Origin of the sequence: Pseudomonas sp. FSL R10-2189 (assembly GCF_009600325.1) — a bacterium.
GTDB lineage: Bacteria > Pseudomonadota > Gammaproteobacteria > Pseudomonadales > Pseudomonadaceae > Aquipseudomonas > Aquipseudomonas helleri.
This window is the reverse complement of record NZ_WIVZ01000003.1, coordinates 19,890-43,234: the sequence shown is the minus strand read 5'-3', so window position 1 is coordinate 43,234 and position 23,345 is coordinate 19,890. Positions and strand designations below refer to the sequence as shown.

Genomic DNA, 23,345 nt, shown 5'->3' with positions numbered 1-23,345 from the left:
CAGCCGTTTCGCCTGCTTGGAGAAGCACAGTGCAGCAAAGCCTTTTAGCTTCTGCTGAGGCGTAATGGCCGGGAGTTTATCAGGAATCCTAGTGGCAATTGACTTATGTAAACATTGAGCCTGTAGGAGCGAGCTTGTCTCGCGATCTTTTGATTTTCAAAAGCAAAAGATCGCGAGACAAGCTCGCTCCTACAATTTTGTTATGGTGGCGACTGTTATGAGTTTCATAGCCTGTCGAGTCGAGTACCGATGACCATCCAACTGCCTCGCACTATTGAACAATTCATAGGTGGCGCCACGGCTGAGAGCCGACGAGATCGGTGAATCCCCCTGCGATGTTTATAGCTTCAAACGTGGTAACGATCGTTTCTTTCTCAAGATTTGCCCGGCTATTTTTGGCACCTACCACGTATAGCGTGTTACGAGAGGCGCGGGTATTGTCCTGGCTCACAGATCGCCTGAGTGTTCCTGAAGTGGTGGCTGTCGCGGAAAACGTTGAAGGTGAGTTCATGATTACGCGTTGTGTCGACGGGCAATCCCTTCAGGCGCGTATCAATGAACCGTCTTCGAACATTATGTTTTTTTGCGAGGCGGTTCGGCAATTACAGGCTGTGCCAATCCACGATTGCCCGTTTGATTCAAGTGTTGAAGCGCGTCTGCATGAGTTGGACTATCTGCTGGCACATAACTTGGGCGAGGGAGATGAACCGGCCAAGCGCGAGTTTTTCGAGCAGTTGGACGAACTTTTCTAGAGTTCCTCGCCATGGGCTCTGCCTGTAACTCACCATAGAGCGATTTAGAAAATGCCAAACATTCAACGGTACAATTGTCTTGGCTTCCAAGCCTACCGAGTAGATGGGGCATAGACCCTGACTGCTTGACTCTCTTTCAGTCAATTCTAGGGAATTTTCACGGTTGTACTTGCGTCATGATAGTGGCCCTCATCATCAATCAACGTGTAATTCACAGTCAGCTTGCTCTGAACATCAAGGCTAAAGGAGGCCAATGAATAGGGTTTGTCGCTTAAAGGAGGGGTCATCATGTCCAGCGTTTTGGCATTGGCGCGCTCTCGACCTTCATCCATTACCCGTAGAGAGGAAAATGAGGCGTGATAAGGGGTGGGGTTGTGACATACCAAAACCCAGCCACCAGCGTGTTGCTTAAGGCTGAAGGTGAGCAATGTGGCCATTTTTTCCGGGGGAACAGGTAAGTTGGCAGGGCGGTAGAACACCTTCATTTGGGTGTTCATTGCCACAGCAACTTGAGTCGCAAGCATCGGGCCAATCGTTTTGGTGGGCGGGATCTCGTAAATGTTCAGCCAACTCACCGACTCGCGGTCTTTTGGAAGTGAGCTAGCATCTTGAACGATCCGCAAGCCTTGAATGGCGCCTGCTTGCAGCTTGAATACCGAGGGCAATGCGACCATGGTTGACACAGCATTTTCCGGGGCTTGATTACCCTCGCCGTTGTCGAGCCAGGTTTGTACAACAACCGGATAGGTATTGGTGTTGGCGAGCATCAGTGAGCGCTGTGTTTGCCCCTCGTGGAAAATCAACCGGGTCCTCTCCGGCATGACGCCAGCATAAGCGCTTTGCAAAGCGCCCAGCACTAAACACCCCCAAAGCAGCAATTGCGCACATTTTTTTTTATTCATTGTACTTTCACCAAGACATAAGCAGTTGCGTTGACTTTTCCCGGTTTGGCCGTCAAACCGGGCAGTGCACTGAGGGTGGCAGTGATGGTCTGCGAATAATTGGTGAAGTTCTGCGTGTTGCTCCCATTGCTGCTCGCCCCATCCAAGACCGGGTACCAGCCACCGGAAGCACCGGTGCCGGTGTTGGACCAACCTAAAAAATTCATGGCAGTGCCGTCCTTTGCGTTGCGCAAGCTGATCCCGACACCCGTCGCAACCGACGGATCGCTGCCATAGCCGTTGGACAATAAGTGAGTGACCGCGCCGCCACTGGTCACAAGACCCATGGATTGGGCTTGGGTATAGGCGCTTTGAGCGACTTGAATACCGAGTGCTGTTTGATTGGTTGATGTTCCGGAATTCACCGCGTTATCGCATTCAAGATCAATGGTGAAGTCGCTGCTGCGCGTGGCTCCCTGGTTAAGCTCAGCGGCGGTGACGGGCAGGAAGGTGACGACAGGTGTGACGTTTCTGGCTACACAAGTAGCCGCATAGCTGATTGACGCCGCCGAGCGCATGCCGTACCCAACGCCGTTTCGAGCGCCCCAAAATCTGTAGTATCTGCTGGAGTCTTCCCCGACCGAGTCGGACTTGATACCGCCACCCTGGAACTGGATATAACCGTTGGGTTGTGTACAGGTGTAAGGATAAACACCACTACCACTGCTGGCGGCTGTTCCAGTGCAATAATTTGAAACTGAGCCTGTCGTTGGAGGGAGGCTTGAAACTCGAACGAGCTCGGCCTGGATCAGGCTCAAGTGTTTTGCCTTAATCTGGATCTTGTTGCCTACCGTGTCGTATTCGGTGATCCGGGCTTGCTGCCAGTAACGGGTGTAAACCTGGCCGGAATTGACATGAGTCAGCCTGATTGCAACATAAGGAAACCAGGTCGCAAAGTAATTAGGCAGACCATCTGCAGCCCCAATGTCCCAGAATCCGCCCACCCGATCATCACCATTAGTGGCAAAAAGTTCGTAGAGGTCATCAGCATCAGTGATATCACATTCCCACATAACAGTTTCACTGGTCAGTCCGGGGGCGGAAGCCGGTGAAATTACGATTGAACCTAGCAGAGTGCCCACGGGCTGTAAGTGGGCTGATGTCAGGTTGATCCGGCCGAAGGTAAGTTGTGCTGTACTGTTGTCTCGTGTCTGGATGCCGGAGTAGATCCTGCTGCAGGTTGCCTGAGCGTCAGAAATGACTGCCCCGAACATCACGATAAGTGTGAGCGTTAATCGATAACGGGAAATCATCATTAGGGTGTTCTTTTTGTAAAAAGGGATCATGGGATGCGGCACTCGCTATTGATCTTGATCAAAGCCTGACTGACATCCTGTCGAGTCAGGTCGAAGTGCATGCTGCATCGTTCTTCTGGAGCGTCGCCCCAGCGTGCGACCAACGTGCCTTTGAGTTTGTCGGTCCGAAGGTAGGCCTGGCTGCCTTGGCCGACCATGCCGATTACGCTGTTGCTGTCATCCAGTACATCGGCTCCCATGGGCACTGCTTTGCCGTCACTGCGCAGGGCCTTTACCAGAATTGCGTTGCCAATCACTGTATTGAACTTGACCTTGACTGCCGCCCCCGCATATGGAGCAACGCGTTGTTGGCCATTGCCGATTTCCGTCTTTTCACTGATACCTTCCGGGTTGATAACAACGGAGTTGTAGCGGTATGGCGTTAGTGACGGCACCAGTGCATACCCTCGGCTATCGATTGTGGCTCCGCTTGCGCTCATGACTTTGGCACCACTGGCACCCTTGGCTTCGATCAGCGCAAAGGTATCGCTCAAGTACGGGCCAAAAGTGATACCCCCCTCGTGCACTGCCAGAGCACCGCGGGCACTCCCTGAGGCCTGCCAGTAATCCTGACTTTTGGAGGCTGTAGCACTCAGAGAAGCGTTGGGCAGATATTTTTGAAGGCTGGCACTAAAAACGTTGAGTTTTTGTTGGGCATCGCGAGAGGCGTCAATGCCATAGCTCAGCGACTGATCGTCGCCCTGAGTGCCTGACAACGAGGTTTGATACACATTGCCAGAGTCCGAACTATGGGTGACCGAGGTACTTAGATAGGGCGTGTTAAGGCGACCGGGGCTGCCGAGCGGGAAAGACACGGACAACAGCGTAACGGTTTCGCTTCTGCCGTCTGTACGTGCAATGCCAAGACCACCATTGGCGAATGTGTTGTCGAGTGGATCGTCGTAGTTCCCGTTGCGGCGGTTCAGATAACTGCCGGTAGTTTGCCGTGATGTCGTCAGATTAAGGCTGATATTGTTACGCAGTGTGTTGGACCAGCCAAACTGTAATTGAGTGTCGCGATCTCGACCATTGCGATAGTCTTGGGTCGAGCCCGACAGAAATACGCTGCCCATGTCATCAAGGCTTTGGTTAATCGACACTTCGAAGCGCGAGCGCTGCATGTAGCTTGTCGACTCCCAGGTTTCGTGTTTTCGAGTCGATCTGCGTACCCCCAAGACATCGCCCAAATCGCGATAGCCTTCAGTGGAATAGCGATACCCGGCTATTGATAAGGTAGTGTTGGTGGGCTGAAACGTTCGACTGTATGACAGACGTCCCATCCAGCCATCCAACTGACCGTCTCCGGGCAAGTCAGCTCGTGAGTACGTAGTATCCAGGCCGAATGCACCCAGGCTGCTGGAGTACACGCCTCCAACTACGACCGCCTGATAACGATCCGCGATTCTCAGGCCGCTGTTGGCGGTAATGCTATTGCTCAGGCCGATTTGGTAGGTCACCTCACCAAACGGATCGTGATCTCCGTTGTCTCGGGTTCGTCCCAGCGCCAAGCTGTAGCGAGACACGCCAGGGCGCAACGATTCGGGAACCGCCGAGAAGGGCACCGTAAACGTGCTGACGTTACCATCAGCTTCAATCACAGAGACTTCCAGGTCGCCGTTGTAGTTGGTTGAATAAAGGTCATTGATCTCAAATGGACCCGGCGTGACGGTAGTTTGATAAATATCATTGCCGTTCTGACGCACGATCACTTGTGCGTTGCTGGTAGCGACTCCTCGTATCGTGGGCGCATATCCGCGCTGTGACTCGGGCAACATGCGGTCGTCAGAGGCGATCTCAATACCGGTATAACTTAGCCCTGAAAAAAAACGCCCCGACGTAAACCCCTGGCCTGCAGTCAGGTCGCCCTTAATGCCCGGTAATGCTCGTTGGGCGTATGTACGGGTCGTATTCCAGTGCGATCCGTAATCGTTGTCATAACGCCAGTTTCCCTGATGGCGCAAGCGCCATAGACCCACGTTCAAGCCACTGTTCAGGGACAGATAACTCGAATCTGTACTGCTGTTGTTTTTACCGGAGCGAGTCACATGATATTGGTTGGCGCTGTAATTGACGAAGCCCATAAGGCTGCCGGCATCAAGACTCTGTGTTGGCACGTAACCCCTTGGCGTGTTGATCATCAGGCTCTGCGGGATGCTTAAATCCAGTCTCAGTATCGAAAAATCGAAAGCCGTAGAGGCGCCGTGGATGGCCTGTGAGAGGATCAGGCATTGATTGTCGTCGGTGGTATGAATGGCGCTTTTAAGCACACCTGAAGACTCCAGCAGTTTCTCTGACAGACAGGGCTGGACATCGCCATTTCCCTGGCTGGCAAAGCGCAAGTCAACCCGATCTACAAAACGCCGGTTGATAAATAGATCGACTTTGTACTGCCCTGGTTCTACTGCGTTAATACGGTTGAAACGCGATAACGAGCCATTACCGAACATCATGTTGTCGTCGAAAACGTAAGGGTCGTTAGCGCTCACTGTGGCAGGTTCTGCCAGAACCGGATCAGGACACAACAAACTGACAGTGGTTAACGCCGATGCTCCTACCAGATCGCGTAATCCATGTAAGCGTGAAACCTTAAAATCCTTTTTAAATACATAAACGCGACGCACAAGCATAAACACTCATCCCGGGCCATCAGTTAATAAGGAGGTCATTGATGACATCTGCACCGTAATCGTTGACTAACGTCAGGCGTAGCATGTCGCCTTTGCTGGCTGACGTATGAGTGGGCAGCATCCAGTTGACTTCACTCAGAGGCGGAATCATCACGGCCTGATTTAAGGGAAGTGTTTGACCGGCATGGATCACCTTCGCCTCGCGCACGGTGGCGTAGTAACCACTGCGATTGCTGGCGACGATAGACCTGCCTTGTAATTTGAAGCTGAGTGATTTACTCAGCTCATCCGGGTTACCCGCCAGTTGCTGAGGGCGGTAGAACAGTTTCATCCGGCTATTCACGCCAACCAGCAACTTGTTGGCCTGCAATTCGCTGGCCTTGATGGCCGGCATTTGCAGGAAACTAAGATAAAAGAGTGTTTCTCTATCTTTGGCTAACCTGTTACCAGTAAAGACCAAACGAACAGTCTGTCCGGCATTCGGGTTAATACGAAAAATTTGTGGATTGGCAATAAAAGGTGAAGTGGTATTTTGCGGCTCGTTATTGTCTGGATCGTTATCAATCCACATTTGCACGATATAGGGCAGTGCATTCTGATTGGTCAACTGCACGGTTTTTTCTTGCGCCTGAGCAGGGTATATCACTCGGGTGCCGGTCATGATGACACTGGCACTAACAGGATTCACTGAAAGTGCCAGGAGAGTTAGAGCGAAGGTCTGAGTTAGTTTTATTAGGCGTGACATGGCAATCCGCACACAACGTGTAAAGAGTAGGGGCGTTTGGGGGAGACAACTCTACCGGGCGTATTGCCCGGTAGAGTGGACTACTGCTTTACAGATAATCCAAAGCGTATTGCACGCTGGCTGTAACTGTACCCGCAGTGGCACCACCTGTTTCGCTGACATACTGCGCAGCGAAATCATGGCTGGTTTCAGTTTGCGCGCTGGGTAGAACCAGACCGGCCACCGAGGTGACCCCTTCAAGTACGATGGCCGTACCTGCAGGTGCGCTAAGCAATTGAATTTGTACGTTTGTGGCTGTACCTGAGCTGCCAAGGTTGCCAGCACTGGTCACGTTGTTGCCCAAGAATGCAGTTTTGATCGCCAGGGCTGTTGATGATGGGGCAGTGCAACCGCTGATGCTTACAGTGAAAGGGGTCTCTCCGGCTTTGCTGTTCGCGGCACTCAACGATGTGGCACTCACAGTGGGTAGCAGGATCATCGGGCTGGCCGCATTACCATTGACTGCAACCGTACATGTTTGATCGGTGACTTGTCCGTTAAACGTGATGGTGTTTTGAGAAGCTGCGAAAGCCATGACAGGGAATGTAGCGGCGAGGATTAAAGCGATCCGTTTCATGGTGTAACTCCTGTGTGAGGTTTAGATGTACTCCTAAAGCCGGAAAGAGTTAAGAAGGCGTTTTGTCAAAATGCAAATATAAAATAAAATTTGTGTTGTCGTTGATAGTGTCTAGGCTGTGTGATTTGGCGAGGTGTTACTGAGAGTCTGCTGTGCTGTTTTAATCATTGTTTAAAGTGGGGGTGTTGTCGTGTGGTCAGTTGGGTTTTTTTATCTAATTGCACAAGGAATGGAACTTTTGATCAGATCGGTAATACACGCTCGCGCTATGGAGCAATTCAAGACGTAGGCGATTTTTGAATATGGGGGAGTTGGTTTTAAGCTAGAAGAGTGATACTTCGTCATCTCTTTCATGGGGGCCTGTTGCGGGGCTGTATGTGTTGTGACACACAGCCCCAACCCTTTTTAATCAGGCAAGCTCATGTGCACCAACGGGAAGGGTCGTCCTTCGCCGTCCAGTGGCGAACGCCCCGTTTGTACGAAGCCGTAGTGCAAATAAAACCCTGCGGCCTGTGGGTTTTGCTCGTTGACATCCACGCTGAGCGTCGCGCGCGACGTGCGGACATGGTCCAGCAAGGCTCGGCCAATGCCTTGGCCATGCTGTTGTGGGTCTACGAAGAGCATTTCCACATGGTTGTCACTCAGTCCAATGAAACCTAGTGGCCAGTCTTTTGTATCTACCGCGACCCACAGCTCTACGGCTGGCAAGTAGATGTCACGTAACTGCGGGGTCAGTGCATCGATGTCCGATGGCTGCAAAAAGTCGTGAGTGGCCTGAACTGCGCGCAGCCAGATGTTGAGCAACTGCGGATGGTCCGCAGCGTTACCCTTGCGAATGATCATGAAATCATCCTTCTTCTCTTGATGTCTGATGATGGGTGCGCCGGGCAGTGGCGACCGATTAAGAGTCGGCTTCAGGTATGACCGCTTCGCGAGTTAACGCCTGGGCGGTGCACTTAAGAGGGGCCGAAAAAGAATGGGCGGCCAATTTGCCGGGGCACATTGAAGATGTCAATAAGGTGGGTGGGGGCCGACCGCTACCCAAGCATTATCAACTCGGCACCCTCTAGCAGTAGCGGACGTACCAGGATCTTGTAGCAATCGGCATCAAATGCCTGGCCGGTGCTTTTCGGCGCCTGTCTGGCCTCAGCCTCCGTGGCGTAGGTGCCGATGTAATGCCAGCCGTCCACGACGTGGTATTCCACATGCTCACCGTGGCGTTCGTGCAGTGCGATTGCGCAGGGGAACGGCCAGCGATGTACGGCCCAGCGGGCAAGCGCGGTTAACAAGCGTTCGGTGTGGGCAGCATGGCTTTCATCACCTCTGCAGGCGCCTGCGCATTTGCCGATTTGTGCTCTGAAGCAACTGCGGCCCATCGCTTTTTCGATGCCGAGCAGGCTGTGGCACAGGCGCTGCTCGTCAGCGATCAGCATCAACGCTTCAGTGGCCATGCGCTTGTTGCGGAACAGCCCGTACAACGGGCTGGCGCCGGGCAAGTCTGTGGTGTCGATGATGTCTACAGCACCATCGATGACGCGTATTGAACACAACCGGCGTTGCTTGCGTAATCGCTTGTTTTTGAGGGGTTGCAGTTCTTTGATCAGGCGCGATTCTAGCAGCAGCGCGCCGATTTCTCCGGCGGTTTGCACATACTCGATTCTTTGCGCTTGGCGCAGCATGCGGGCTTCTTCGGGTGTTCGCAGGTGTGCCAGCAGTCGGCTGCGGATATCGACACTTTTACCGATGTACAGCGGCATCGAGTCGTCTTGCGCATAAAAGAAGTAAACCCCTGGCGCTCGCGGTGCAGCAGCGACTTGAGCGCGCAGGTGCTCAGGGTATTCATAAACAGGGGCGAGTTGTGCAGGACGTATGGGCATGGTGGTTATAGTGCGGCATAGGTAACGGGATATGACAGCCGCCGGTCAGAATCGCTCCGGTGTGTGCGGCTAGAACCGGTCATGGAACCCGGCTAGAGTTGTGCCCAACTGGAACGCTGAAGCTAAAGGACTGCCGATGAATTTGACGCCTGAACACTTTGTCAGTCTGGCAATGAGTAACCCGATCAACGCTGAACTCATGGCCCGCTTGCCCAGGCTGGGCGTTGAACAGTGCTTGTTGACGGCGGGAAGCCTGTTTCAGGCGGTCTGGAACCATCGCTCAAACCTGCCGCCGGCGTTTGGGGTTAAGGATTACGACGTTTTTTACTTTGATCAAGACGTGTCTTGGGAGGCAGAAAACGAAGTCATCATCAAGGCACGGCAGCTGTTCGGGGATCTGGGTGTGAACGTCGATATCAAGAACCAGGCCCGGGTGCACCTCTGGTATCCCGAACGTTTCGGCAGGCCTTATCCGCAGTTGTTTACCGCCCGGGACGGTATTGATCGTTATCTGGTGGCCGGGACCTGCGTGGGGCTTTGCGTTGAAAGCGGCGAGGTGTATGCGCCTTATGGGCTGGATGATATTGCGCAGGGGCTGTTACGCAATAATCCATTAAGCCCGCAGCCTGATTTGTTTATGCAGAAGGCCAAAAGCTACCAAGCGCGTTGGCCATGGCTGACGATTATTGATCTGTAGGGGCGAGCGGTCTTTTTAAAGATCAAAAGATCGCGAGCAAGCTCGCTCCTACAGATTGGTTACCCGTTAATTAAGGCGTTATTGGCGCATGCGGGTGGCTTTGCGCGAAGTGTTTTTCATAGGCCCGGCAAACTCGCAGTACCTGGTCATCGGCAAAGCGTGCGCCGACCACGTGCAGGCCTACCGGCAGGCCATTGTCGGCCAGCCCGCAGGGCACTGATGCCGCTGGTTGTTGGGTCAGGTTGAACGGGTAGGTGAACGGGGTCCATTGCATCCAGTCGGTCAATGAGGACTCGGGCGGCACGTTGTGCCCGGCCGCAAATGCGGTGATGGGCAGCATGGGCGAGACCAGAATGTCGTAGCGCTGATGGAAGTCGTTCATGTGCGCGACCAATGCCGCCCGTGCTTCCAGCGCGGTGCTGTATTGCTCAAGGGTGATGCGCTCGCCAAGGCCGGCAATCCGTTGCAGCCCTGGGTCCATCAGCTCGCGCTGGGCACTGCTGAGTTGGCCAGCCAGGCGCGCTGCACCGGCAAACCACAGGGTGTTGAAAGTCTCCAGCGGATCGCTGAAACCTGGGTCAACCTGCTCGACATGGGCGCCGAGTTCGGCCAGACGCTGCACCGCTTGGGCCACGACGCGGGCGACGTGCGGGTCAACGTCGACATAGCCGAAGTTGGGGCTGTAGGCGATGCGTAAACCCTTGAGGTCATCACTCTGTGCCAGCCAGGGCGTGGTGCGCGGGGCGCCGATCAAACCATCGCGGGCATCGGGCCTGGCCACGGTTTGCAGCATCAGGACCGAGTCTTCAACGGTGCGGGTCATCGGCCCCAGATGCGAAAGGATGGTCATGGAACTGGCCGGCCATTGCGGTACGTAGCCGAAGGTCGGCTTGATGCCAAATGTGCCGGTGAACGCGCAAGGGATGCGGATCGAGCCGCCGGCATCGCTGCCCTGATGCAGCACGCCCAGGTTTAGCGAGGCGGCAGCGGCAGCCCCGCCGGATGAGCCGCCTGCGGTCAGCCGGGTGTCCCAGGGGTTACGGGTGATGCCATACAGCGGGTTATCGGTGACGCCTTTCCAGCCGAACTCGGGGGTCGTGGTCTTGCCCAGCAAGACCGCGCCTGCCTTGCGCATAAAAGCACTAAAAGGCGCGTCAATCTCCCATGGACCTTGCGCCGTGGTGGTGCGAGAGCCTTTGCGGGTGGGCATGCCTTGAGTCAGAGTCAGGTCTTTGATCGAGGCCGGTACGCCATCCAGCGCGCCGCAAGGCGTGCCCTTAAACCAGCGCTGTTCCGATGCCCGGGCCGCTTGCAGCGCGCCTTGCGGGTCAACATGGCAGTACGCGTTGACTGCCGAGTTGTATCGCTCAATGCGCAGCAGGGCATCCTCGGCCACTTCCACTGGAGAGAGGCTTTTATCGCGGTAACGGGCCAGCAATTCGACGGCGTTCATCTGGCCGATGTCAGGTGTATTACTCATGATTGTTTACCTCCTTGCGCGGCATTGACCATGGCCCGCAGCAGTACAGCGCAGCCGTCGGCCAAGTCTTGAGGCGCCGCGTTTTCGATTTCGTTGTGGCTGATGCCGCCTTCACATGGCACAAAAATCATCCCGGCCGGGCCCAGCTCGGCGACAAAAATCGCGTCGTGCCCGGCGCCGCTGACGATGTCCATATGGCTCAAGCCCAACTGTTGCGCGCCCTGGCGCACGGCATCGACACACGCAGGGTTGAAGTCCAGCGGCGGGAAATCAGCGGTCGGGATCAGCTCAAAACTCAAGCCGTGCTCGACACTGGCCACTTCGATGGCTTCGCGCACTTCATCCACCATGGCTTGCAGGTGATTGGCATGCAGGTGCCGCAGGTCGATGGTCATGTGCACTTGCCCGGGGATCACGTTACGTGAGCCTGGGTGCAGGGTCAGGCAGCCGACGGTGCCGCAGGCATGGGGTTGATGCTGGTGGGCGACCCGGTTCACGGCGCTGACCACGTGCGCGGCGCCGACCAGCGCATCTTTGCGCAAGTGCATGGGGGTAGGGCCGGCATGGGCTTCAACGCCGGTCAGGGTCAGGTCAAACCACTTCTGGCCGAGGCAACCCATGACCACGCCAATGGTGGTATTGCGGTCTTCCAGCACCGGGCCTTGCTCAATGTGCGCTTCAAAATATGCGCCCACCGGGTGCCCGAGCACAGGCCGGTTGCCAGCGTAGCCAATGCGCTGCAACTCGGCGCCGACTGACAAGCCTTGCTCATCGACTTTGCTCAGGGTTTCGTCCAGGTCGAATTTGCCGGCAAACACCCCGGAGCCCATCATGCACGGCGGGAAGCGCGAGCCTTCTTCGTTGGTCCAGACCACCACTTCAATGGGCGCTTCGGTGGTCAGTTGCAGGTCGTTCAGGGTGCGGATGACTTCCAGCCCGGCCATGACCCCGTAGCAACCATCGAATTTGCCGCCGGTGGGTTGGGTGTCGATGTGGCTGCCGGTCATGACCGGTGGCAGGTCGGGCTGACGGCCCGCGCGGCGGGCAAAGATATTGCCAATGCCGTCAACGGTCACCGTACAGCCGGCTTCTTCACACCAGCGCACAAACAGGTCGCGGGCCTGGCGGTCGAGGTCGGTCAGGGCCAGACGGCAGACACCGCCCTTGGCCGTGGCGCCGAGTTGTGCCAGGTCCATCAGCGATTGCCACAGGCGGTCGCGGTTGATCAGCGGCGCGTTGCTGTTGAAAAGGTCGGATAACACGATAGGGCTGTTCATGGACACGAGTCTCCCTTCAGGCGCTAAGGGCCAGATAACGGTTCTTGATCGTTGGGTTGGCGCGGAAATCGGCGGCGCTGCCTTCGTACACCACACGGCCTTGTTCAAGCACGTAATGGCGATCGGCAAGCTTGTCGCAGACCATCAGGTTTTGTTCCACCAGCAGCACGGGCAGGCCGTCGTCCTTGATCTTGCGCAGGATCTTCACCAGTTCATCGACGATCACCGGTGCCAGGCCTTCGGTGGGCTCATCGAGAATCAATAGTTTGGGATCGTTGACCAGGGCACGGGCGATGGCGAGCATTTGCTGCTCCCCGCCGGACAACGCATGGCCAGCGTTTTTACGCCGCTCCTTGAGGCGTGGAAACATGCTGTAGACGTCTTCCAACTGCCAGCGGCTGGTTTTGCGTTGGGCAATGCGCAAGTTTTCTTCAACGCTCAGCAGACGGAAGATCCCGCGATGCTCCGGCACCAGGGCCAGGCCTTCGCGGGCGATTTCGAAAATCTTGCGCCCGACCATGTTCTGGCCGTTAAAGCGGATCTGCCCTTTGCGCGGGCAGACAACCCCCAGAATGCTGCGCAACGTGGTGGTCTTGCCCGCACCGTTACGGCCCAGTAAGGTCACCAGTTCACCAGGGTTGATCTGCAGCGAGACGCCCTCGAGCACGTGGCTTTTGTCGTAGTAGGAATGGATGTTGTCGACGATTAGCATCAGGCGGTTTCTCCCAGGTAGGCGGTGCGCACACGCTCATCGGCGCGGACAAATTCAGGAGTGCCCTCGACCAGGATCTGGCCGTGGCTCATCACCGTGATGCGTTGGCTGATGGACATCACAATGCTCATGTTGTGTTCGATCAACAGCACGGTGTGATCGCGGCCCAGGTCGCTGATCAGTTGGGTCATGATCGGAATATCGTCAATGCCCATCCCGGAGGTGGGCTCGTCGAGCATCAGCAGTTTGGGTTTGGAGCAAATCGACATGCCTACCTCCAGCACCCGTTGCTGGCCGTGGGACAGTTCGCCCGCCAGGGTGTTGGCGCGCTGGGTCAGTTGTAGGCGTTCGAGCACCTGGTCTGCCATGTCCAGGTGTTCACGTTTGCTGTCTACCCGGCGCCAGAAGTTCAGTGCGGCCAGCCCGTCACGGCCCTGTGCGGCAAGGCGCAGGTTTTCCCGCACGCTGAGGTTCTGGAACAGGCTGGTGAGCTGAAAGGAGCGCGCCATGCCTAACGCAACCCGGCCATGGGACGGCTTTTTGATGATGTTTTTACCACCAAACACAATCGCCCCGTCGGTGGCCCGGCGCTCGCCGGTCAAACAGTGGAACAGGCTGGTTTTACCCGCGCCGTTGGGGCCTATCACGGTATGAATGGTGCCTTGCTCGACCTTCAGGTTAACCCCGTTTACAGCATTGAAAGCGCCATAGGACAGCTTCAGGTTCTCGGTTTCCAGCAGGTAAGGTGTTTTAGCACTCATGGCTGTTCCTCCTGAATCGGCAGGCGGCTTTTGCGCGAGCCTTTGATGCGTTCGAAAGCGCTGGTAAACCCGCCCCACAAACCGCCGCGCATAAACACCACCACGACGATCAAAATGATCCCGAGCAGCATCAGCCAGCGTGGCCACAGGTCTGACAGGAAATCACCCAGCAGCACAATGGAACCGGCCCCAAGCAAGGAGCCAAACAGCGATCCGGTGCCCCCGACAATGGTCATGATCAGGATGTTTTCGGACATCATCAGGTCGATGTTGGACAGCGGCACAAAATGCAGCAGCATGGCGTACAGCGCCCCGGCAACCCCGGTGACCGCGCCCGACAGCATGAACACCAGGATCTTGAAGTGGCGGGTGTCGTAGCCGATGGCGGCGGCACGGGTTTCGTTCTCGCGGATTGCCATCAACGTGCTGCCAAAGGGCGAGGCAATCACCCGGCGTGCGCCAATGAAAATCAGCAAAAACAGCACCGCGACAAAGCCGTAGAAGTAGCGCGCATCACTCAGCGACATCAGCAGCGTGTCGCCGATGCGGATTTCTGGCCGTGGCACATCGAGCAGACCGTTGTCGCCGCCGGTCCAGCCGCTCAGGGTGTAGGTCAGGAAGTACGCCATCTGGCTGAACGCCAGGGTCAGCATCACAAAGTAAATACCGGTACGGCGAATCGCCAGGGCGCCGACCAAAAACGCCAGCAAGGCACCGGCGATGGCCGCACCCAGCAGTGCGCTGAACAGTCCCCACTGCAGATGAATCATCAGTAAGGCGGCGCAGTAAGAACCGGCGCCAAAGAAGATGCCCTGGCCGAAGGACAGCAGCCCGGTGTAACCCAGTAGCAGGTTGCAGGCCAGCGCGGCCATGGCGAAGATCAGGATTTCAGTGGCCAGGGTGGCCGATGGCAATACCAGTGGCAGGCCGATCAGCACCGCAATCACCCACAGCAGCATCGAGCGCGACTGGGTTTTGGCGAAGGGCAGGGGGTTTTTTTCGCTCATGTCAGGCTCTCCCAAACAGGCCGTAAGGACGCAGCAAAATCACCACGGCCATCGCGCCGTAGATCATCAGGCTTGCACCCTGTGGCCAGATAGTTGTCATCAGGCTTTGCACCACACCCACCAGCAGACCGCCCACCAGTGCGCCACTGAACGAACCCATGCCGCCGATCACCACCACCACGAAGGCCACGCCGAGAATCTCCGGGCCGACAAAAGGTTGGGCGCCGCGCAATGGCGCGAACAGCACCCCGGCAATGCCTGCAAGCCCGGCGCCAAGGGCGAAGGTCATGGAAAACAGGCGGAAGATATTGGTGCCCAGCAGCGACACGGTTTCGGTGCTTTCACTGCCGGCGCGAACCAGCGCGCCGAAGCGTGTGCGCTCCAGCAGCAACCACAAGGCAAAGCCCACCAACGCCGAGAAGGCAATCAGGAACAAGCGGTAATAGGGGTATACAAAGTCGCCAATTTCCACCACGCCGCGCAGTAACGGCGGCACCGCGACACTTTTACCGACCGGGCCCCAGATCATCACGCTGGCTTCTTGAATAATCAGCGCAATACCCAGCGTTACCAGGATCTGGAACATGTGCGGCAGGTTATAAATGCGCTGAATCAGCACCCGCTCGATCACCCACGCGAGGGCGGCAACCAGTAGCGGTGCGATCAGCAGCGACAGCCAGAAGTTACCGGTCAGGCTGACGGCGGTGTAGCAGAGGTAGGCGCCCAGCAGAAAGAACGCACCGTGAGCGAAGTTGACGAAGTTCAACAGGCCAAAAATGATGGTCAGTCCGACCGCAATCAGAAAGTAGATCATCCCCAGGCCCAGGCCATTGAGAATCTGAAACATATAAAGTTCGAGCATGCAGATACCCTCTGCAGGCGGTCGTGGCTGACCGGCTGCGTGTAGCAAGTGCTAAATAGTCGGTGGTTTAGCTGAGTACGCAGCCGGTGTCGGCGACAGGGGCAAACGACTGACCGGAACTGACCACCAGCGCCAGATCGTCGTTGTCGGTCATTTCACTCTGCGGTTTGCCCAGCATCAGGTAGTAATCCTTGATCACTTGATGGTCACCGGCGCGGATGGTTTCTTTGCCGGTCGGGCCTTCGTAGCTCAAGCCCTGCATGGCTTTAGCCACGGTGGGACCATCGAAACTGCCCGTGGCGGCGATGGTGTCGAGCATGACTTTGCTGCTGATGTAGTCTGCGGCCAGCGGGTAGTTGGGATTGATGCCGTATTTGGCCCGGGTCGCCTTGACGAGTTCACGATTGAGCGGGGTGTCGACCTGATGCCAGTACTGGGCGCCGAGGTACACACCTTCAAGCACATCACTGCCCAGCTCCTGGAATTGATCCAGCCCGGCGGACCACACCAGCAGAATCTTCATGCGCTCTTTCATGCCGAAATTCACGGCCTGACGCAGGGTGTTATTGGACTGGCTACCGAAATTGAGCAGCACCAGCACGTCGGGCTTGGCTGAAATAGCATTGGTCAAATAGCCGGAGAATTCCTGCTCCTGCAAAGAGTGGTAACTGTTGCCGACAAGCTCCAGCCCGTGTTCTTTGAGCACTTCCCGGGTGCCATCGAGCAGTGCTTCACCGAACACGTATTGTGGAGTGATGGTGTACCAGCGCTTGGCCTCCGGCAGGCGTTTGATCAGCGGTATCAGGGTTTCACGCACCGCGCCATAGGTGGGTACAGACCAGCGAAACGTCGAACTGTTGCAGTCCTTGCCGGTGACTTCATCCGCGCCGACCGGGGTCATAAACACACCGCCAGCCTTGTTCACTTCCTTGGCCACTGCCAGGGCGGACGATGACAGGGTGCAGCCCTGGAAAAAGCGTGCGCCGTCCTGGCCAATGGCTTCCTGAACCTTGCGTACTGCCTTGCCGGCATTGCCTTCGGTATCAATCACCTTGTAGACCAATGGCCTGCCCAGCAACTGCGGGTATTGCTCGACGGCCAGACGCGAGCCCATGTCGGCAAACTTGCCATAACTGGCAAAGGCTCCAGACATGGACTTCAACCCATAGAAGGTAAAGGGCTCGGCGGCGAAGGCCTGGCGTATGCCAAGCGGAAGGCTTAAAGCACTGGCAGCAGCCAGGCCAGCTTTCAACAAAGTACGACGTTGCATGGGGTAACTCCCTGGTTTAATTATTGGCAGGAGTAGCAATGGCAAACGGCGGATCAGGTCCTGTGGGCAGGCCTTTTATTGGATAGGGGGGGAGCGCTTGCTAACACACGGTTACGGCTAAACGGGTCAGTGGTGGTGATCGAACTCCAGCAAGAAATGCGGGTTGACCTGGCCTTCGAGGGCGGTCATGTGATGCTCGGCGTCGCACATGTGCTCGTGCATCAAGGTGCGCACCTGCGCCTCATCCTCGGCACGCAGGGCAACCAGTAACTGCTTGTGATAATCGAGGTTGGCGGCATCAAACTGCTTGCGTTTGGGTTTGTAGGCCTTTTTCAGGACCACCAGATCGCGCAGTAAATCGTTGAGAAACTGCGCCATAAAACTTAACAGCGGATTAGGGCAGGCCCGGGCCAGCAGGGTATGAAACTCAAGCTCGGCCAAACGCTGCTCCCGCTGGCCGGCCTCGCTGTCTTCAGGGGCGCTGCACAAATCTACGTTGGCTTGCAGCGCTTGATAATCTTCGGCGCTCAAACGGCCGATAACAGAAACAGCCAACTCGACCTCAATGACCTTGCGCAACTGATAGACCTGCTCGCCATCCAGATGCTGAAAGTGCAGGTAGTTACGCAAGGCGCGGCTGGCGGGCTCAGTCCCGGCCTGGTTCAGGTAGGCACCGCCACTGGGGCCGGTACGGGTACTCACCAGACCTTCGACCTCCAGCGCCTTCAAGGCTTCGCGGGCTGAGCCTTTCGAGCATTGAAAGCTTTCCATCAGCTCGCGCTCAGTGGGCAGACGGTCACCGGGCTTGAGTGCATCAGTCACGATCGAACGCTTCACCGATTCGACAATCACATCGGACAGCTTCTGGCGTTTGCGGCGAATCGGGCGATTAAGCATGTTTTCTATTTATCGTATTAATGCGGATAAATAGTAATAAATAGATCTGCGCAGGCGCAGTCAACCATCGACCGGGCGAGGTGTCGTTTTCAGAGAAAAGGGGTCGGAAATGGATATGGCTATAGGAGCGAGCTTGCCTCGCGATCTTTTAACAGACCGCGAGGATCAGGCGTCGTAGCGCAGGCAGTTTTTACTTAGCCGATACGATGCTCGCCACCAACTGCGGCTTGCAGTTCAAGTACGCCGACGATTTGAGCCAGCGCTGGTCAGGGTACCAGGCAAACATGAACTGTCCGTTCTTGAGGTTGTCCACTACTTGGCGCGCCACTTGTGGGCGTACGGCAGGGCAGCCCTGGCTGCGTCCGATGCGGCCCTGACGTTGGCTCCACAGCGGATTCACATAGCTGGCGCCATGGATCACGATGTCGCGGTCGCGGGCCCGGTCATTGATGCCCGGCTCAAGGCCATCCATGCGCAAGGAGTAGCCGTTGGCACCTTGGTAGCTTTCGCGGGTACGAAACAGCCCGAGGCTGGACTGGAAGCTGCCTTCGCTGTTGGAAAATCGGGTGGCAAAATTTTCACCGGAGTTTTGCCCGTGAGCGACCAGCTCACGCAGGACCAGCTTTTTGGAGGTCAGGTCGAAGATCCATAAGCGTCGGGCGGTTGAAGGCATGGAGTAGTCGATGACCGCCAGGTGCCGAGCTTGGCTGGCACCGTTGTTAACGGCGCATTGCATGGCGCTAAGGGCGCTTTGCAGGACTTGCGGATTGAGTTCCGGGGCGGCCTTGGACAGGCTGTTGTAGAGCACCGGGGCGGAAGTATTGGCGGCGAACGCCGGGCTGCAGACTGAGCCCAGGGTCGCGGCGACCAGAAAAAGTCGTCGCAAAAAAATCAGCATATAAAGAAAGCTTCCACATTAAATAAACGAATGACATTGCGCTGATCCAAGGGCCACCGCGATTTAGCTGCTAGCCTGACTGTATAGCGCGACAAGCAACAAGGTGACCCTCACATAAAGGCCACGGACTGGAGTTAAGCAGTTGATCAAAAAACACGCATGTTACTTGACCCTGACCTTGCTCGCTGCGCCACTGGTCGCACTGGCTGATGAGCCGCCAGTAGAGCCGTCGAACCCGGTGCAAGTGGCGTTGACGCAACTGCCGCAAGCATGCCCGACCCTGGCAGGCAGTATTAATGAGCCCACACAGGCACTGCTTGAGGCTTTTTACCAGAGCCAGAATTACCAGCCAATCTGGGCCGACAAAGTGCGTTTGGCGACCTTGCAAGCCGCGTTGCCAACTCTGGCCGATGATGGCCTCGACCCGCAGAACTACCTGTTGCCCAAGGGGCAGGACCTGTGCGCCGATATCGACACCAGCCGCCAGTACCTGCAAGCCCTGCAAGACCTGCATTACGGGCGCCTGCCGCAAGCGCGTTTTGAGCCGGTCTGGCATGCCAATGAAGTAGTACCTGACAGGCGCGAGATTCTGCCGATTGCCGAAGCCGGGTTGAATAACATTAGTGACGCCTTCGCCAAGGCACGCCCTGCGTTTGAGCAGTACAAACACTTGCGTCAGGTCTACGCCCAGCAACGTCTGCAACCGCTACCCAAATGGCCAACCATCGGCGACGGCCCTGTGCTGCGCCCCGGCATGCAAGACTCTCGCGTCCCGGCCTTGGTTCAGCGGCTGATGAGTGAGGGTTATCTGGATCATAAAATCGCGACAACGGATAACGTCTACAGCAATGAGCTGGTGTCTGCGGTCAAAAGCTTTCAGCTCAACCATTCCTTGCAGGCCGATGGCATCATCGGGGCGGGCACGGTGAAAGAGCTGAACGTCAGCCCGGCGACCCGCCGAGATCAGTTACGGATCAACCTGGAGCGCTTTCGCTGGATGGCCCAGGACGTTGAGCCGTCCATGCTGCTGGTCAATGTGCCTGCGGCGCAGTTGACGGTGTATGAAAACGGCCAGCCGATTTGGCAAACCCGTACTCAAGTGGGGCGCGCAGACCGGCAAACGCCGCTGCTCAAGTCGCGGGTCACGCGGCTGACCCTGAACCCGACCTGGACCATCCCGCCGACCATTTTCAAGGAAGACAAACTGCCGCAAATCCGCCGCGATTCGTCTTTCCTGAGCCGGCACGACTTGCAGGTTATTGACAGCAACGGGCAGCCCGTCTCGCCGCAGAGTATTGATTGGGACCGCCCCGGCAATATCCTCTTGCGTCAGGGCGCCGGGCCAAGAAACCCGTTGGGCAAGATAGTCTTGCGCTTCCCCAACCCGTTTGCGGTGTACCTGCACGACACGCCAAGCCAGGCGCTGTTCAGCAAAGGCCCGCGGGCATTCAGCTCGGGGTGTGTGCGTGTAGAGTCGGTATTCCAACTGCGTGACGTACTGGTCACGCCGGCGGAAAAAAGCCGCACCGAAGACCTGCTCAGCACCGGCAAAACCCATGAGTTCCGCTTGTCCAACCCCAAACCGATCCTGATGACCTACTGGACGGCCCAAGCCGATAAAACCGGCAAAGTGATCTACACCCCGGACATCTACAACCGTGACCCGGCCCTGATAACGGCGCTGAGCAGCAAGCGCTGATCTAAACCCCTCTAGGAGCGAGCTTGTCTCGCGATCTTTTGCAACTTTAAAAGATCGCGAGGCAACCTCGCTCCTACACGTTACTATCCAGTTTCCGATTATTGACCGTAGAGAGAACCCCGATGGCTCAATGGCCTGACTCGCGTTTTACTGACTTGGTTGGCATTAGCGTTCCGATCATTCAGGCGCCCATGCTCGGTGCTGGCGCCGATGTAATGATCGGTGTGGCAAAGGCGGGTGGTCTGGGCTCTCTGGCCTGCGCCACATTGAGTCTTGATGCGATCCGTGAGGAGGTCGCAGCCTTCCGTGCGGTCACTGACCAGCCGTTCAATTTGAACTTTTTTTGTCACCAGGCCCCGGCATACGACGAGGCGCACATTCAGCGTTGGAAGGCGTTGTTTAAAGACTATTACGCCGAACTCGGTGCCGACTTTGACGCACCCACTCCGGTCTCCGTCCGTGCGCCTTTTGATGAGGCCACGTGTGCGCTGGTCGAGGAGCTGCGGCCTGCGGTGGTGAGCTTTCACTTTGCGCTGCCAGCCCCTGAACTGATGGCGCGGGTCAAAGCCACGGGCGCGAAGATTCTCAGTTCGGCAACCACTGTCGAAGAAGCACAGTGGCTCGAACGCCACGGTTGCGATGCCATTGTTGCCATGGGCAATGAAGCAGGTGGCCATCGGGCGATGTTTTTAACCACGGAGTGGACCAGCCAGATCGGCACCTTCGCGTTGGTCCCACAAATCGCTGATGCGGTCTCGGTGCCGGTAATTGCCGCTGGCGGGATTGCAGATGCGCGCGGTATCGCAGCAGCCTTTGCCTTGGGCGCAAGCGCCGTGCAAATCGGCACCGCGTACCTGTTTTGCCCGCAAGCGAAAATATCCAGGCCTCATCACCGTGCGCTGCGCGAAGCCAGCTCCAGTGATACGGCACTGACTAACCTGTTCACCGGGCGACCGGCGCGGGGCATTCTGAATCGAGTGATGCGAGAGATTGGCCCGATTAACCCGCAAGCCCCGGCGTTCCCGCTGGCTGGCGGCGTATTGCTGCCCCTGAAAGCCAAATCCGAGCCTGCCGGCTCTGGCGATTTCATCAACTTGTGGGCTGGCCAGGCGTTCCCGTTGAGCCCTGGGCGCACGGCTGAGCTGTCATCGTTTGAGCTGACCCGCAAGCTGATTGACGACTATCAGGCGCGTTCAACGGGTCAATAAGTTCGGGGTGATCGAGGCTGCGGCGCATATGCCGCAGCCTCTGTGCTTATCCAAGGTTCAGGGCAAATGCAGCAACACGAAGTCGTTCTTGTCGAACTGACCGGTCAATGCCGGAACAATATTGCCCAACTCGGTGCCTTGCAGTGCTTGATAGTCCTTGCGGTCCATCACGATCCATACCGGCTCTTGCAAGGCCGTCAATTCAACCGCTGACTGGGTGAATACCGGCAGCAAGTCGCGATCCACGTTAACCATGAACTTGATGGCCTTGGCGTCTTTGCCCATGCCATGCAACACCAACGGCGCGGGTGCCTGGTCGATCAGGTGCAAGGCGTTGAGGGTGAAATCGCGGGTGTTGTAGGCGTTCTGCTCAGCCGGTTCGAGCACCAGAATGTAGCTGCTCCACATCGCCACTACCGCACACGCAGCCAAGCCCACAGCGCGCAAGTGCGCTTTGAACAGCAGGCCCAGTGCGATGACCTGCAACACGCCCAAAATGATATAGATTGCGTTCAGGGGCGGCAGTTGGTCGGCGAAACGCTTGCTTGCGATCATCAACCCGGCAATCAGCAAGGCCGGCAACACCAACAAAATAGCCTGGATAAACACGCGCAATGCGGCGAATGCCCGACCTCGAACGCCTTGAAATGGGTACGCGGCAATAATCGCGGCCATCGGCAGCATCGGCAATAAGTACCGGGCTTTTTTCGCTTGCGGGACCGACAGGCCGATCATCACGATCAAGCCTGCTGCGGCGCAATACTTGACCAGATGCAAGGCCGGGCTTGACGGCTTGCGCCCGGCGATTAAGACAACAACCAGCACCAGTACGGCCAATGGATAGGCGAGGGCGTAGTTACCCATGGAACTGGTGAAGTAGTAAAAGGGGCCGCTGGCGCCTTCAGAGCCGTCGATACGCCCCGTGACCTGCATGCGGATCACGTCTTGTACAAACGCTTGCCCGCCACTGACCCAGGCCAAAAACAACAGCAGGCCAATGCACAGCAGCAAAATCACCAGCGCCTGCAAGCCCACGCTGATCATGCGTCGCCATTGGCCGCTGAGCAGGAAGTAGCTGCACAGCATGCCGGTGGGAATCACCAGGCCAATCGGGCCACGAATGGCAAAACCGAGCACCAGCAACAGCAGCAGCCAGAAGTGGCGGCGCGGTGCTTCAAAATAATCGTGGGCATACGCCAGATAGAACGCGCCAAGGCTGACGGCCGCAAGCATTTGGTCCAGCGACACGGCGCGGGTTTCGGTGATGAAGGTCATGCTGAGTAACAGCAGCGCCACACTGAGCAAGGCCCATGTCGTGGATTGCGGGGCTACCAGGCGATAGATCAGGGTCACAATGACCGAGCTGGCAATGGCGGTGGGCAGCCAGGCGGTGAGGCTGTTGACCTCGCCAAATGGCAACGACAGCAACCAGGTAAACACCGTGGTGGTGGCGTTGTAGTCGGCGTAGGGCTCGCCATAGGTGGTGGGGAAAAAGCTTGGGCCGTGACGCAGCATTTCCTTGGCAAACATCACAAAGCGCGAGTCAAAGCCGATCGCAGCCTGGTGAATATCACCCACAATAAACAGCAGTAAGGTCAACGCACCGAGTAGCAGTGACTGGCGGTGCAAGGCACGTAAAACGCTGGGAGAAGAGAAAGCCGGCATGTCGAGTTTCCTTGACTCAATAGGGGCGTGTAGGGGCAAACAGTCGAATTTCATCCATA

Annotated in this window: 21 protein-coding genes; 4 read left to right on the top strand and 17 right to left on the bottom strand. The window is 56.7% G+C overall.

Annotated elements, in window-relative coordinates:
* Positions 1–335 precede the first annotated feature (335 nt).
* Positions 336–752: a phosphotransferase gene (locus GHO32_RS03410; protein WP_368668381.1), complete on the top strand. Its 417-nt coding sequence runs from the start codon at positions 336–338 to the stop codon at positions 750–752.
* A 146-nt stretch (positions 753–898) separates the two neighbouring features.
* Here the strand turns inward: GHO32_RS03410 and GHO32_RS03405 are convergent, their stop codons facing one another.
* From GHO32_RS03405 to cho, 7 genes are all read right to left on the bottom strand, one after another.
* Entirely contained in the window at positions 899–1,654 is a 756-nt protein-coding gene (locus tag GHO32_RS03405) for a molecular chaperone (protein ID WP_153332911.1), read from the bottom strand.
* Complete coding sequence (locus GHO32_RS03400; RefSeq protein ID WP_153332909.1) at positions 1,651–2,949, bottom strand: fimbrial protein; 1,299 nt, start codon at positions 2,947–2,949, stop codon at positions 1,651–1,653. The genes GHO32_RS03405 and GHO32_RS03400 overlap by 4 nt, the downstream gene beginning before the upstream one ends.
* A 26-nt stretch (positions 2,950–2,975) precedes the next feature.
* Entirely contained in the window at positions 2,976–5,615 is a 2,640-nt protein-coding gene (locus GHO32_RS03395) for a fimbria/pilus outer membrane usher protein (protein ID WP_153332907.1), read from the bottom strand.
* 19 nt (positions 5,616–5,634) lie between these two features.
* Positions 5,635–6,276, bottom strand: coding sequence for a molecular chaperone (locus tag GHO32_RS03390; RefSeq protein WP_256665466.1), 642 nt, complete (start codon positions 6,274–6,276; stop codon positions 5,635–5,637).
* A gap of 172 nt (positions 6,277–6,448) precedes the next feature.
* Positions 6,449–6,976, bottom strand: coding sequence for a fimbrial protein (locus tag GHO32_RS03385; protein ID WP_123749068.1), 528 nt, complete (start codon positions 6,974–6,976; stop codon positions 6,449–6,451).
* A 405-nt stretch (positions 6,977–7,381) separates the two neighbouring features.
* The gene (locus tag GHO32_RS03380) at positions 7,382–7,819 is read right to left on the bottom strand and encodes an acetyltransferase (protein WP_153332903.1); all 438 of its coding nucleotides are present in this window, start codon (positions 7,817–7,819) and stop codon (positions 7,382–7,384) included.
* A 194-nt stretch (positions 7,820–8,013) separates the two neighbouring features.
* Positions 8,014–8,853: an excinuclease Cho gene (gene cho, locus GHO32_RS03375; protein WP_153332901.1), complete on the bottom strand. Its 840-nt coding sequence runs from the start codon at positions 8,851–8,853 to the stop codon at positions 8,014–8,016.
* A 136-nt stretch (positions 8,854–8,989) separates the two neighbouring features.
* Here cho and GHO32_RS03370 point away from each other — a divergent pair, with 136 nt between their 5' ends.
* A complete protein-coding gene (locus GHO32_RS03370; protein ID WP_153332899.1) occupies positions 8,990–9,550 on the top strand; it encodes a nucleotidyltransferase family protein in 561 nt (186 codons plus the stop codon).
* Positions 9,551–9,620: 70 nt separating this feature from the next.
* Here the strand turns inward: GHO32_RS03370 and GHO32_RS03365 are convergent, their stop codons facing one another.
* The 9 genes from GHO32_RS03365 to GHO32_RS03325 form a co-directional block, all read right to left on the bottom strand.
* Positions 9,621–11,030 carry an amidase gene (locus tag GHO32_RS03365; RefSeq protein WP_153332897.1) on the bottom strand — a complete coding sequence of 470 codons (1,410 nt, stop codon included), beginning with the start codon at positions 11,028–11,030 and terminating at the stop codon, positions 9,621–9,623.
* Positions 11,027–12,307: a Zn-dependent hydrolase gene (locus GHO32_RS03360; protein WP_153332895.1), complete on the bottom strand. Its 1,281-nt coding sequence runs from the start codon at positions 12,305–12,307 to the stop codon at positions 11,027–11,029. Before GHO32_RS03360 ends, GHO32_RS03365 begins: the two co-directional genes overlap by 4 nt.
* 16 nt (positions 12,308–12,323) lie before the next feature.
* A complete protein-coding gene (locus tag GHO32_RS03355; protein ID WP_153332893.1) occupies positions 12,324–13,019 on the bottom strand; it encodes an ABC transporter ATP-binding protein in 696 nt (231 codons plus the stop codon).
* The gene (locus tag GHO32_RS03350) at positions 13,019–13,780 is read right to left on the bottom strand and encodes an ABC transporter ATP-binding protein (protein ID WP_153332891.1); all 762 of its coding nucleotides are present in this window, start codon (positions 13,778–13,780) and stop codon (positions 13,019–13,021) included. Before GHO32_RS03350 ends, GHO32_RS03355 begins: the two co-directional genes overlap by 1 nt.
* Positions 13,777–14,787: a branched-chain amino acid ABC transporter permease gene (locus tag GHO32_RS03345; protein WP_153330293.1), complete on the bottom strand. Its 1,011-nt coding sequence runs from the start codon at positions 14,785–14,787 to the stop codon at positions 13,777–13,779. The genes GHO32_RS03350 and GHO32_RS03345 overlap by 4 nt, the downstream gene beginning before the upstream one ends.
* A gap of 1 nt (position 14,788) precedes the next feature.
* Positions 14,789–15,649: a branched-chain amino acid ABC transporter permease gene (locus GHO32_RS03340; RefSeq protein WP_048371794.1), complete on the bottom strand. Its 861-nt coding sequence runs from the start codon at positions 15,647–15,649 to the stop codon at positions 14,789–14,791.
* A 67-nt stretch (positions 15,650–15,716) separates the two neighbouring features.
* Positions 15,717–16,919: an ABC transporter substrate-binding protein gene (locus GHO32_RS03335; protein WP_153332889.1), complete on the bottom strand. Its 1,203-nt coding sequence runs from the start codon at positions 16,917–16,919 to the stop codon at positions 15,717–15,719.
* A gap of 126 nt (positions 16,920–17,045) precedes the next feature.
* Entirely contained in the window at positions 17,046–17,816 is a 771-nt protein-coding gene (locus GHO32_RS03330) for a FadR/GntR family transcriptional regulator (RefSeq protein ID WP_153332887.1), read from the bottom strand.
* A gap of 190 nt (positions 17,817–18,006) precedes the next feature.
* Positions 18,007–18,714, bottom strand: coding sequence for a murein L,D-transpeptidase catalytic domain family protein (locus GHO32_RS03325; protein WP_048371787.1), 708 nt, complete (start codon positions 18,712–18,714; stop codon positions 18,007–18,009).
* Positions 18,715–18,856: 142 nt separating this feature from the next.
* Between GHO32_RS03325 and GHO32_RS03320 the strand changes: the two genes are divergently transcribed.
* Positions 18,857–20,413, top strand: coding sequence for a murein L,D-transpeptidase (locus tag GHO32_RS03320; protein WP_153332885.1), 1,557 nt, complete (start codon positions 18,857–18,859; stop codon positions 20,411–20,413).
* 122 nt (positions 20,414–20,535) lie between these two features.
* Positions 20,536–21,621: a nitronate monooxygenase family protein gene (locus GHO32_RS03315; RefSeq protein ID WP_153332883.1), complete on the top strand. Its 1,086-nt coding sequence runs from the start codon at positions 20,536–20,538 to the stop codon at positions 21,619–21,621.
* Between the two features lie 57 nt (positions 21,622–21,678).
* Here GHO32_RS03315 and GHO32_RS03310 read toward each other — a convergent pair whose 3' ends face one another.
* Entirely contained in the window at positions 21,679–23,286 is a 1,608-nt protein-coding gene (locus GHO32_RS03310; protein ID WP_153332881.1) for a phospholipid carrier-dependent glycosyltransferase, read from the bottom strand.
* Positions 23,287–23,345: the final 59 nt, after the last annotated feature.